Below are 12122 nucleotides of genomic sequence, written 5' to 3' on the forward strand. Positions count from 1 at the left end.
TCCGGGTACCGCCCTGTACCGCCCTCTCCGGCGCTAGGCGAGTTCTATGTGGAACACGAACCGGGAACCCGCGTAGCGGGATTCCGTGAGTTCGACGGGTGTCCCGTCAGCGGTGGTGATCAGTCGGCGCTCGACAAAAATGGGCGCACCGATGGGCAGTTCCAGGAGGGCGGCGTCGTCGTCGGCGGCGATGGCCGCTATCTGTGTTCCGGTCGCGCGCGTGGGGGCCAAACCCTTGTCGGTGAGCGCCTGGTGGAGCGAGCCATGGGCCAGATCCTCGTCCAACAGCCAGGCGCATGACGGTGGCAGGACGACGTTCTCGATCGCCATCGGCTGGTCGTCGGCCAACCGCAGCCGTCGTACGTGAACGACGTTGGACTGGGGCGCGAGCCTGAGCGCGGTGATCTCCTCCTGACTGCCCACACGCAGTTCACTTGTCAGGACAGTCGACGACACGGTCATGCCGCGCAGCGCCATTTCCTCGGTGAAGGAGCGCAGTCGGCCCATCTGGCGGTGGACCTGCGGTTCCCCGACGAAGGTGCCGACGCCGGAGATCCGGTAGATCACGCCTTCGGCGACCAGGCGCTGGGTCGCCTGCCTGACCGTCATCCGGCTGACTTGGAACAGGTCGCACAGTTCCGCGTCGGACTCGATCTGATCTCCGGGGTTCAGCCCCGCGATCCGACTGCGGATGTGCCGTTCGACTGCTTCATGTCGCGGCATGGGCCGCCGAGCCACGTCTTCTCCTTTGTCTATACCGGTATACGCCCTGCAGCATAGGCCGTCACTCGGTGTGCGTCCACACCTGCCGCGCGGGAACAGAATCAAAGATCAGCCAGCACTAGTGCTTGACGTGGTGCCGGTCGTCACTCTAGCGTCCGGCCAGTACTACCTGTCTAGACATACTCGCCCATATGCAAGTGCATGGCTGGCCCCGCATCGGGGCCGACCCAGTCTCTGCCTTCGCACCGAGAGGTTTCCGCACGTGCCATCGTGGATCCGTACCGCAGTCGGGATCGTCGAGCAGATTGCCGAGTCCCAGGCCGGCGCCATCGAGGCCGCGGCCCAGATCGCCGCCGGGTCGATCGCCGACGACGGCGTCGTCTACACCTTCGGCACCGGTCATTCGCGCATGCCGGTGGAGGAGTTCTTTCCCCGCTACGGCTCCTACCCCGGCTTCCAGCCGCTCGTGGAGCTCTCGATGACGTTCCACACCCAGGTGGTGGGGGCCAACGGACAGCGGCAGGCGATGTTCATCGAGCGCGTCGAGGGGCTCGCCGACCAGATCCTGGCCAACTTCCGGCTGCGCCCTGCGGACAGCATGTTCATCTTCAGCGTCAGCGGGCTCAACGCCGTCCCCATCGAAATGGCGATGGGCGCGAAGAAGGCGGGCCTGCCGGTCATCGCGGCCACGTCGCTGCAGGAGACGCACGCCGCCGAAGCGCGGCATCCGAGCGGATCCCGGCTCGCCGACCACGCGGATGTCGTGATCGATCTGGGCTCGCCGGTCGGCGACGCCATCTGCCAAGTGCCCGGCCTGGACGTCCCGGTCGGCCCGGTGAGTACCTTCACCGCGATCGCCGTGGTCAACGAGATCAAGGTCCGGGTCGCCGAACTGCTGGCCGAACGGGGCGCCATGCCGCCGGTCATCACCAGCTCCCGCCTGGTCGGCGCGGATCGCAGTAACGAGCTGTTCGAGGGCGCCTACCTCGAATTCGCCCGCCGCTCCGCCGCCGCTCTGCGCACCGCGGACGGTGCACGGTGAGGCGCCTGCTGGTGGCCGGTGCTCAGGGCGGGATCGGCGCCGCGTGCGTCAAGGCAGCGCGTGCCGCCGGCGCCCAGGTCTTCGAGGCCGACCGTGACACGTACGACGTCACCGTGTCCGCGGGTGCCGATGCGGCGGTGGCACGAGCGGCCGAGGCACTGGACGGTCTCGACAGCATCGTGCACGCGGTGGGCATGTCCGGCCGGCGTCTCGGCGACGGACCGGTGGACGAGTGCAGCGACGAGGCATGGAACGAAGTGCACCGGGTCGATCTCGACTCGGTGTTCTATCTGCTGCGCGCCGGTCTACGGCAGTTGTCCGGCGCGGGCGGGTCGATCGTCGTCATCGGCTCGGCCCTGGCGAGCACACTGGACGAGGACTTCCTCACCGCTGCCTACGCCAGCGCGAAGGGAGCCCTGGTCCCCCTGGTGCGCTCGGCCGCGTTCACCGGAGCCCCCAAGGGTGTGCGCGTCAACATCGTCGCGGCCGGCCTGGTGGACACTCCCATGGCCGCACGCGCCATGGCCGATCCCGCGATCCAGGACCGGATGCCACGCCTGATGCCGCTCGGTGCGCGGGCCTGCAGCCCCGACGAGATCGCCGACACCGCCCTGTGGCTGCTGTCGGACGCCGCCTCCCGCACGACCGGTGCGGTGGTCCCCGTAGACGGAGGGTGGCACCTGAGGTGAACAGCGCACGCATCAGTCAGGTGGCGGCCGAGCGGCATCCGCTGCTGTGGGACGGCGATGTGGTGGTCGTCGGCGGCGGGTCGGCGGGCTCCGCGGCAGCCGTCGCGGCCGCCCGGCGGGGCGCTTCCACCTTGCTCGTGGAGGGCGCCGCTCACCTGGGCGGCACCGGTGCGAGTGTCCTGGACACCTTCTACGGCTTCTACGCGCCCGGCACGGGCGATCGCGTCGTCGGCGGCGTCGGCTGGGAGGTGTGCCAGGCGCTCACCGACCGCAAAGCGGCCTTCGAACGCCCCAACACCTACGGTGCGGGCACCGGCATCACCTACGACCCCGAGACGCTCAAGCTGGTCTGGGACGAACTCACCGGCTCTGCCGGGGTGCGGGTCCTGTTCCACGCCCGTGCATCACGGGTGGTGATGGAGGGCGAGAACGTTCTCGGCGTGGTCGTCGAGACGGTTGCCGGTCCCGGTCACGTACGCGCCCGGGTGGTCGTCGACGCCAGCGGCGACGCCGACATCGCCTGGCGCGCGGGGGCGGCGCTGGAGCGGCCCGCCGAGGACCGCGTCGTACAACCGCTCACGCAGACGTTCCGCCTCGCCGGTGTCGACGCCGCGGCGACCCCGACGGCGGAGCTGCACCGTCTGATGGCCCTGCACGCGGACTCGGGAGCGTACGAGCTGCCCCGGCGTGAAGGGTCCGTCCACCGGACCACCGAACCCGGGGTCGTCCACACCAACGTGACCCGTGTGAGCGGCGTCGACCCGACCGACCCGTGGCAGCTTTCGGCAGCCGAGCAGGAGGGACGCCGTCAGGTCGTCGAGTACACGCGGTTCCTCAGAGAGCAGGTTCCGGGGTACGAACAGGCTTTCCCTGTCGGATCCGCACCGCGCATCGGTGTGCGGGAGAGCCGCCGCCTGATCGGCGAGTACGTCCTGGAGAGGGAAGACGTCCTGACCGCGCGCCAGTTCGAGGACGCCATCGCGCTCTGCGGCGCTCCGATCGAGGACCATGCAGCCGGGCAGAGGACGATCTGGCAGTACGTCGGCTCAGGTGACCAGACGCCCACAGGCCGCACCTACGGTGTGCCCTACCGATGCCTGCTCCCTCGCGGGGTCGACGCTCTGCTGGTCGCGGGCCGGTGTCTGTCGGCCACCCACGACGCCCACGCCTCGGTCCGTTCCATCGGGCAGTGCATGGCGATGGGGCAGGCCGCGGGGACGGCGGCGGCCCTGACGGTCTCTGCCGGATCACGGCCCCGCGATGTGGACGCCGACGAACTGCGTGAGCAGCTCGCAGCCGACGGCGCCCTGCTCTCACCCGACTGACCGCCACTTCTGGACGTCAAAAGGCTAGACAGGTCCAACCCTTCTGATTCTTTACGGCTCAACTGATTGACTGGGCGATTTACGCAGCCTAGCTTCTCATTAAGTCTATACAGGCAGTACTGATCAGGGATCAGGGAGTTCGCATGGTCGCGACCCGGAGCGGTCCTCGCCTCGCAGGTTCCGCCCTGGGGGTGGACATCGGGGGCACGAACATCAAGTGGGTGCACCGTGCCGACGCGGCCGTCGTCGCGCGGGGCACCCTGCCCACCCCGGCCGCCGGGCCGGCGCACGTCGCCGCAGCCATCGCCGAGATCGCCGCCGCGCGCACCGTCGAGGCCATCGGCGTAGCGCTGCCCGGCCATCTGAGCCCGGACCTGCGCTCCACCACCACCATCCCGAACATCGACGGCGACTGGCAGGGCTATCCGCTGGCGGACATGCTCGAGTGCGCGACCGCGAAAACGGTCCTGCTGATGAATGACGCACGCGCGTTCGCCTCGGCGGAACTCGCTCTGGGCTCCGCGCGCGGCCACAGCGACGTGGTGTTCATGACCATGGGCACCGGGATAGGCGGTGCGATCGCCCTCGGCGGCACCGTCCTTCGTGGTCCCGGGGACAAGATCGGCGAGATCGGGCATATGACCGCCGCGCCCGGCGGTGACCGTTGCGGATGCGGAGCCCGCGGCTGCCTGGAGACGGTGGCGGGCGGCCGGGCGCTGGCGACCGCCTGGTCCCGGGCCCTCGCCTCTCGCGGGAACGGGACCGGGAACGAGAACCTGTCGACCGGGAACGAGGACCGGTCGGCAACACCCGAGGACCTGGTCCAAGCCGCCCGATCGGGCGACACCACGGCACGGAAGATCCTGGACACCGCTGCAACGGCCGTGGGCACGGTGCTGGGGAGCGTGCTGGCCCAACTCGGCCTCTCGACCGTAGTCGCGGGCGGCGGCGTCGCGCCCGCCTTGGACCTGATGCGGCCGGCCATCGAGCCGGCCCTGCGTGACCGTCGGCGACTGATCGGGCCGGTGACGCTCCTCGCCGCCGCGCTCGGTCCGTACGCCGGCGCGATGGGGGCGGCTCTGAACGCCACGGCGGAGCCCCTCGCCGTGCCTTCGGCACTGCCTCGGTTATCGGTGATCTGACGGCCTTTCGCACCCGTCGGCGGGCATCACGCCCCGCGAACGGCCTCGCTTCCCGCCGGCTGGTCCGGCGACGCGGCGACAACGCGGCTCCGCCCACCCAAGGAATCCGTACCCCCTTGGCTCCATCGCTCCTCCTGCCAAGCCGCCTCCCAGCGCCTTCCATGGCGCAGGATCCGGCGCTCTGTCCACCGGCCGTCGTCCTCCCCGCTCGGCGGCCGGTTTCCATCTCGCCCATCCCAGGACGGTTTCCCGATGATCGACGCGTTCGTCGACGACGGCCCGGTACAGAACGAACCGCGCCCCTCCGAACGGTCCGAGCACACCGCGCAACAGCAGTGGTGGCGTACGGCCGTGATCTACGAGGTGTACGTCCGCAGCTTCCTCGACAGCACCGGGGACGGCATCGGCGACCTGGCCGGTGTCCGTGCGGGCCTGCCGTACCTCAAGCGACTCGGCGTCGACGGCATCTGGCTCAACCCGTTCTACCCCTCACCGCAGTACGACCACGGCTACGACGTCGCCGACTACTGCGACGTGGACCCGGTCTACGGAGACCTGGCGGAGTTCGGACACCTGGTGGACGACGCGCACCGCCTGGGGTTCAAGGTGCTCATCGACATCGTCCCCAACCACTGCTCCAGCAAGCACCCTTGGTTCCTTCAGGCCCTGGCCGAAGGCCCGGACGGGCCGGCCAGATCCCGCTTCCACTTCGCCGAGGGCCGCGGCGCAGCCGGCGAACTGCCGCCCAACAACTGGCACTCCATGTTCGGCGGACCCGCCTGGACCCGGGTCACCGAGCCCGACGGGACACCGGGCCAGTGGTACCTGCACCTGTTCGGGCCGGAACAGCCCGATCTGAACTGGCGCAACACCGAAGTCGGCGGCTACTTCGAGCAGGTGCTGCGGTTCTGGCTGGACCGCGGTGTCGACGGGTTCCGTATAGACGTGGCCACCGGCCTCTTCAAGCATCCCGAACTGCCGGACTCCCCGGACCCGGCGGCCGACGCGCGGGCCCGCGACACGGTCAACCCCCTGGCGTGGAACCAGCCCGAGACGCACGGTGTCTGGCGCACTTGGCGTGCCATCTGCGAGGAGTACACCGCACGGGACGGCATCGACCGGCTGCTCGTCGGAGAGGTGTCCGTACGCACCCCGGCCGAGCAGGCCGCCTATGTCCGCCCGGACGAGCTCCATCAGGCGTTCTTCTTCCACATGTTGACGGCCCCGTGGGACGCCGCCGTCTTCCGCCGGGTCATCAAGGACGCGCTGCGGGACATCGCCGACACCGGCTCGACCATCACCTGGGTGCTCAACAACCACGACCAGGTCCGCACCGTCACCCGCTACGCGGCCGCGGCCCGCGCCCGCGCCGCCGCGCTGCTGATGCTCTCGCTGCCCGGCGCCGCCTATATCTACCAAGGCGAGGAGCTCGGTCTGCCGGAGGTCGTCGACCTGCCGGACGAGGTGCTCACCGACCCGATCTTCTTCCGCAGCGGCAGCCGCGTGGGAATCCGCGACGGCTGCCGCGTACCACTGCCGTGGTCGGGGCACCTGTCCCCGTTCGGTTTCACCCCGGGCGAAGGCGTCGCCAAGCCGTGGCTGCCCCAGCCCGCCTGGTTCGCCGCGCACACCACCGAACGGCTCATGGCCGACCCCGGTTCCTTCTGGCACCTCTACCACGACGCGCTTCGGCTGCGCGCGAGCCTGCCGTCACTCGGCAACGGGACGCTGCGCTGGCTGGAGTCTCCGCCGCAGGTCCTGGCCTTCGTACGCGGTGACGGGCTGGTGTGCGCCGTCAACTTCGGCGACGTCCCTTGTCCGGCCCCGGCCCCCGGCACGCCGCTGCTCGCGAGCGGTCCCTGCCCGCCCGGGACACTCCCCGGCGGTACCGCCGCCTGGTGGGCGGCCGACGGCCTCACGGGCTGATTCCGCCGTCCCTCCCCACAGGTTCCGTCCGTCGTCACATCTTCCGTTTCCGTCGCTACATGTTCCTTCCGCCTTTTCACAAAGGAGTGACCCGATGAATGGCAGAGCGGCAGCACTGACGGCCGTGGCCGTCCTGATGATGGGGGCCGCCGGGTGCGGCTCCTCGGACAATGACGCCGCCGGCACCCCGGCGACCACCGGTGCCGAAGAGGCCTCCACGCTGAAGCTGCCCCAACTCGACGGGCAGGAGCTGCAGGTGGCCGGAGTCTGGACGGGGGCCGAGCAGAAGAACTTCCTCAAGGTACTGGCCCGGTTCGACAAGCTGACGGGAGCGAAGACCACCTTCGTGCCCACCGGTGACAACGTGTCGACCTTCGTCGGCAGCAAGATCCAGGGCGGCTCGCCGCCGGACGTGGCTCTGCTGCCCCAGCCCGGCGTGCTCCAGCAGTTCGCCAAGGCCGACTGGCTCAAGCCGCTCCAGCCTGACGTGACCAAGGAGTTGGACCAGAACTACAGCCAGGCCTGGCGCGACCTGGGCACGTACAAGGACAAGCAGTACGGCGTGTTCTTCAAGGTCACCAACAAGTCCCTCTTCTGGTACAACACCGCGGCCTGGGAGCAGGCCGGACTGACCGACACCCCCACCACCTGGGAGCAGTTGCTCAAGGACGGTCAGACACTCTCCGACTCCGGAACTCCTCCGTTCTCCATAGGCGGCGCCGACGGCTGGCTCGTCACCGACTGGTTCGAGAACATCTACCTCAGCCAGGCCGGCCCGGCCATGTACGACAAGTTGACGAAGCATCAGATCAAGTGGACCGACCCATCGGTGACCAAGGCGCTCACCACGCTGGGCCAGATCTTCGGCAGGCCCGATCTGATGGCCGGAGGCACGCGGGGCACGCTGCAGACCGACTTCCCCACCTCGGTCGGCCAGGTCTTCGCCAAGCCGCCCAAGGCCGCGCTGGTCTACGAGGGCGAGTTCATCGCGACCAACATCACCCAGGAGACCACGGCCAAGGTCGGCACCGACGCCAAGGTCTTCCCCTTCCCTGCCGTGGACGGCGGTAAGGCACCGGTGCTGAGCAGCGGCGACGTCGCGGTCGCACTCAAGGACGGCGAAGGTGCACGGGCGCTGATGCGCTTCCTCGCCTCCCCGGAGGCGGGAGAGATCGCCGTTCAGCAGGGCGGTTTCCTGTCACCGAACAAGGCAGTCGACTTCTCCAACTACCGCGACGACACCGTACGGAACATCGCGAAGAACCTGATCAAGGCCGGCGACGACATCCGGTTCGACATGTCCGACCAGGCACCGGCCGCCTTCGGCGGAACCAAGGGGCAAGGAGAGTGGAAGGACCTGCAGGACTTCCTCGCCAAGCCCTCCGACGTCGTGGGCGCGCAGAAGCAGCTCGAAGCGGACGCCGCGAAGGCGTTCGCCAAGGCGGGCTGAGGCAGTCGCCATGTCACAGACCCTGTCTCCTCCGTCCCCCGCCGCCCCCGCGGCGGGGGTACCCGCCCGCCGCGCAAGGACACCCCGAGGCCGTAAGTGGATCGCCGTGTTCTTCCTGCTGCCCGCACTGATCCTGCTCGGCGCGCTCGTGGTGTATCCGATCGTGTGGTCGGTGATACGCAGCCTCTTCGGCCCCGACGGCTTCACCCACTTCGTCGGGCTGTCCAACTACACCGGCATCTTCACCGACCATCAGACCCTCGTCGCCATCAAGAACAACGCGATCTGGGTCGTGGTCGCACCCGTCGCGGCCACCGGACTCGGCCTGATCTTCGCCGTGCTCACCGAGCGGATCCGCTGGGGCACCGCCTTCAAACTGGTCGTCTTCATGCCGATGGCCATCTCCATGCTGGCCGCCGGCATCATCTTCCGGCTGGTCTACGACCAGGACCCCGGCAAGGGCGTGGCCAACGCGGTGGCGACCGGTGTCCACGACACCTTCTTCAAGGCATCGGCATACCCCGGGGCCCATCCGAGAGTGGCGGGCCCCGGCAGCACCCTGACAGGTCCGGTCGGCGGCCCCTACACCGGCAAACTCGTCAGCCCCGGTGACGGTCCGGCCACGCTGGCTCTGGTCGGAGTGCAGCCCACTACCCTGACCGGCGCGGCGCAGTCCGCCGCACCGGGTTCGTGCCCCTCGGGCGCCTTGTGCGGCACGGTCTGGCTGGACTTCCAGCCGGGCGGCGGCACCCCCGGGAAGATCGACCGAGGAGAGAAGGCGCTGGCCGGCGTTCGGGTCGAGGCTGTGCGCGACGGGCGCGTCCTCGCCACGGCAACCGCGTCCAAGGACGGCACGTTCGCTCTGCCCGCCGACCGTATCGGCACCTCGCCGCTTCAACTCCGCCTGCCCGCGACGAACTTCACCGCCCAGTATGCGGGCGTCAACTGGCTCGGTCCGACCCTCGTCACCTGGTCGATCATCGGCGCCTACGTCTGGATGTGGACCGGCTTCGCCATGGTCCTGATCGCTGCCGGGCTGGCCGGGATCCCCCGGGAACTGCTGGAGGCCGCACGTGTCGACGGCGCGAGGGAGTGGCAGGTCTTCCGCCGCATCACGGTGCCGCTCCTGGCGCCGGTGCTGGGGGTCGTGCTGGTCACGCTGGTGATCAACGTGCTGAAGATCTTCGACCTGGTGTACATCATCGCACCCGGTGCCAGCCAGCAGGACGCCAACGTGCTCGCCCTGCAGCTCTACCTGTCCTCCTTCGGCGGCGGCAACGACCAGGGCACCGGCAGCGCGCTCGCCGTACTCCTGCTCGCCCTGGTGGCGCCGGTCATGTTCCTCAACATCAAGCGGTTCCGAAAGGAGAAGTCACGGTGACAACCCTTCAGACCGCCCGAGCCCCGCAGACCACGGCCCCAACCGCCTCCGGCCGCAAGGGGCCGGGCACTGCCACCCGTGCGGCACGTCGGCTCGCCGGCGGATCCACACGGCTCGTTCTGCTGGCTGTCGCCCTGTTCTGGCTGCTGCCCACGGTCGGTCTGCTGCTGTCCTCGCTGCGCGGGCCGCTGGACATCCAGTCCTCCGGCTGGTGGACGGTCCTCACCGAGCCCGCGCAGCTGACCCTGCACAACTACACCAACCTGCTGGACAACTCGACGATCACGGATTCGTTCCTGAACAGTCTGCTGATCACCGTCCCGGCCACGCTGCTGGTCGTGGTGGTCGGCTCGCTCGCCGGATATGTCTTCGCGTGGGTCGAATTCCCGGGCCGGGACTGGGTTTTCCTGCTGATCGTCGGCCTGCTCGTGGTCCCTCTCCAGGTCGCGCTGGTGCCTATCACCAGTCTGTTCGGGAAGCTCGGGATCTTCGGCAGCATTGTCAGCGTCGTCCTCTTCCACGTCGCTTTCGGTCTGCCGTTCGCGATCTTCCTGCTACGGAACTTCTTCGCGGCCATCCCACGCGAACTACTGGAGGCCGCCCGCCTCGACGGGGCGGGCGAGTTGTGGCTCTTCCTCCGGGTGGTGGTTCCGCTGGGAGGGCCCGCGATAGCTTCGCTCGGCATCTTCCAGTTCCTGTGGGTCTGGAACGACATGCTCGTCGCGCTCATCTTCGCCGACCCCGGCTCGGCCCCGCTCACCGTGGCCCTGCAACAGCAGACCCGCCAGTTCGGCACCAATATCGACGTGCTGTCCTCCGGCGCCTTCCTCTCCATGATCATCCCGCTGGTGGTCTTCTTCGCCTTCCAGCGGCAGTTCGTCAACGGCGTCATGGCGGGAGCACTGAAGTAACCGAGTGTGATCCAGATCTTGGGAGGCGCCATACGTTCGCCCACGCGTGTGGCACACGGACTCCTTTACTCGGCCGAGTACGCTCGACACCGACCTCGAAGAACGACCCGTCGCACGCCGCTCAGTGACCACCCAACTGGGGGTCAAGGGGTCGCAGGTTCAAATCCTGTCGTCCCGACGGCACGAAGGGTCTTCGCAGGCGAGAGCCTGTGGGGGCCCTTTTCGTGTGGGTCGTTTCCGATCTTCGAGGGTGAGCATGCCGCTCTTGGACTTAGGTGCTCGCCCAGTGCTACGGCCTGCTGGGCCGGTGCGGGGAGCGGAGTACGAGCAGGGTGATCTCGCTGGGGGCGAAGATGCGGAACGGCGGGCCCCAGAAGCCGGTGCCGCGGCTGGTGTAGAGGAGGGTGCGGGTGCCGTGGTGGCTGAGGCCGGCGAGGGCGGGCTGGTCGATGCGGACCAGGTGGTGGAAGGGCCAGATCTGGCCGCCGTGGGTGTGGCCGGAGAGTTGGAGGTCGATGCCACCGGCTGCCGCCCGGTCGACGAACTTGGGCTGGTGGGCCAGGAGCAGGACAGGGTGGTCGGGGTCGGCGCCGTCCAGGGCTCCGGCGAGGTGGGCGCGGTGGCCCGCCAGGCCGGAGGACTCGGCGGTGACGTCGTCCACGCCGGCGACCACGAGGGTGTCGCCGCCGCGTTCGAGCAGCAGATGGCGGTTGCGCAGCGGCTCCCAGCCCAGTTCGTCCATCAGGTCGACCCAGCCCTGGGCCTCGCTGTAGTACTCGTGGTTGCCGGTGACGTAGACCCGGGCCCGGGTGGCCTGCACCGTGGCGAGTGGGGCGGCCTGGGCGCGGCGGCGTTCGGCCGTGCCGTCCGCGATGTCACCGGTGTGGCAGACCAGGTCGGCTTCCAGCGTGTTCACCGTCTCGCACACCCGTGCCGACCAGCGAGCGCGATCGAGCGGGCCGTAGTGGGTGTCGGTGATGAGGACGACGCGGGTGCCGTCCAACCCGGCACCCAGCCGCGGGAGTTGTACGTCGAGGCGGCGCACGCGTGGCACGCGGCGGGCCTCGGCGTACCCCCAGGCGAGCAGTACGGCGGTGATGCCGAGGACGGCCCACGCGACGATGCGGGCCCGGTCCTGACTCTCGCCGACGCCGGCCACGGTCAGGGCGAGCCGCAAGAGGACGCCGAACAGAACGGACCAGGTGAACAGAACCCAGCTGGCGCCCAACAGGGTGTCACCGACGATCGCCGCCCGATCCTGCTGGCGCCGGCCGTGACCGCGCGCCATCGCGAGCGGCATACCGACGAGGCCGAGGGCGAACAGAGCGGTGCCGACCAGCGTGACGGGCGGCGGCCAGTGCTGGCCGGCATGCAGGAGCACCCAGCAGGGCACGGCCCACAGCAGGACGGGGGCGATCAGGGGAAGGTAGCCCATCAGGCGGTGCAATCGGCTCCGCCGCGGAGCTCGCACCTCGCTGTCGGCGGGTCGGGTGTCGCTGGTGTCGGTCACGCTTCCCCTCCCTGACCGGGCTG

Annotated in this window: 10 protein-coding genes; 8 read left to right on the plus strand and 2 right to left on the minus strand. The window is 69.3% G+C overall.

All coding sequences use genetic code 11. The features are described 5' to 3' along the window. Window positions 1-33: 33 nt before the first annotated feature. A complete protein-coding gene (locus KCH48_RS00595) occupies window positions 34-738 on the minus strand; it encodes a GntR family transcriptional regulator (protein WP_210569258.1) in 705 nt (234 codons plus the stop codon). Window positions 739-985: 247 nt separating this feature from the next. Here KCH48_RS00595 and KCH48_RS00600 point away from each other — a divergent pair, with 247 nt between their 5' ends. From KCH48_RS00600 to KCH48_RS00635, 8 genes are all read left to right on the plus strand, one after another. Beyond that, window positions 986-1765: a sugar isomerase domain-containing protein gene (locus KCH48_RS00600; RefSeq protein WP_210569260.1), complete on the plus strand. Its 780-nt coding sequence runs from the start codon at window positions 986-988 to the stop codon at window positions 1763-1765. Next, window positions 1762-2454 (plus strand): SDR family oxidoreductase, encoded by a 693-nt coding sequence (locus tag KCH48_RS00605; protein WP_210569262.1) that lies wholly within the window; start codon window positions 1762-1764, stop codon window positions 2452-2454. Before KCH48_RS00600 ends, KCH48_RS00605 begins: the two co-directional genes overlap by 4 nt. Beyond that, window positions 2451-3779, plus strand: a complete 1329-nt coding sequence (locus KCH48_RS00610) for an FAD-dependent oxidoreductase (RefSeq protein ID WP_210569264.1) — start codon at window positions 2451-2453, stop codon at window positions 3777-3779. Before KCH48_RS00605 ends, KCH48_RS00610 begins: the two co-directional genes overlap by 4 nt. A 143-nt stretch (window positions 3780-3922) precedes the next feature. Next, a complete protein-coding gene (locus KCH48_RS00615; RefSeq protein ID WP_210569266.1) occupies window positions 3923-4921 on the plus strand; it encodes an ROK family protein in 999 nt (332 codons plus the stop codon). 252 nt (window positions 4922-5173) lie between these two features. Next, entirely contained in the window at window positions 5174-6847 is a 1674-nt protein-coding gene (locus KCH48_RS00620) for a glycoside hydrolase family 13 protein (protein WP_210569267.1), read from the plus strand. Window positions 6848-6941: 94 nt separating this feature from the next. Then, on the plus strand, window positions 6942-8297 hold the full coding sequence (locus tag KCH48_RS00625; protein WP_210569268.1) for an ABC transporter substrate-binding protein: 1356 nt from the start codon (window positions 6942-6944) through the stop codon (window positions 8295-8297). 10 nt (window positions 8298-8307) lie between these two features. Beyond that, window positions 8308-9678, plus strand: a complete 1371-nt coding sequence (locus tag KCH48_RS00630; protein ID WP_210569269.1) for a carbohydrate ABC transporter permease — start codon at window positions 8308-8310, stop codon at window positions 9676-9678. Further along, window positions 9675-10589, plus strand: coding sequence for a carbohydrate ABC transporter permease (locus KCH48_RS00635; protein WP_210569270.1), 915 nt, complete (start codon window positions 9675-9677; stop codon window positions 10587-10589). Before KCH48_RS00630 ends, KCH48_RS00635 begins: the two co-directional genes overlap by 4 nt. A gap of 289 nt (window positions 10590-10878) precedes the next feature. Here KCH48_RS00635 and KCH48_RS00640 read toward each other — a convergent pair whose 3' ends face one another. Next, complete coding sequence (locus KCH48_RS00640; protein ID WP_210569271.1) at window positions 10879-12099, minus strand: metallophosphoesterase; 1221 nt, start codon at window positions 12097-12099, stop codon at window positions 10879-10881. Window positions 12100-12122 lie beyond the last annotated feature (23 nt).

Source organism: Streptomyces sp. GESEQ-4 (assembly GCF_017948455.1).
Taxonomy (GTDB): Bacteria; Actinomycetota; Actinomycetes; order Streptomycetales; family Streptomycetaceae; genus Streptomyces.

Bases quoted from the DNA above. Each gene is read 5' to 3' on its own strand.
- KCH48_RS00615 (WP_210569266.1), top strand. From the start codon at position 3,923: ATGGTCGCGACCCGGAGCGGTCCTCGCCTCGCAGGTTCCGCCCTGGGG.
- KCH48_RS00620 (WP_210569267.1), top strand. From the start codon at position 5,174: ATGATCGACGCGTTCGTCGACGACGGCCCGGTACAGAACGAACCGCGC.
- KCH48_RS00625 (WP_210569268.1), top strand. From the start codon at position 6,942: ATGAATGGCAGAGCGGCAGCACTGACGGCCGTGGCCGTCCTGATGATG.
- KCH48_RS00630 (WP_210569269.1), top strand. From the start codon at position 8,308: ATGTCACAGACCCTGTCTCCTCCGTCCCCCGCCGCCCCCGCGGCGGGG.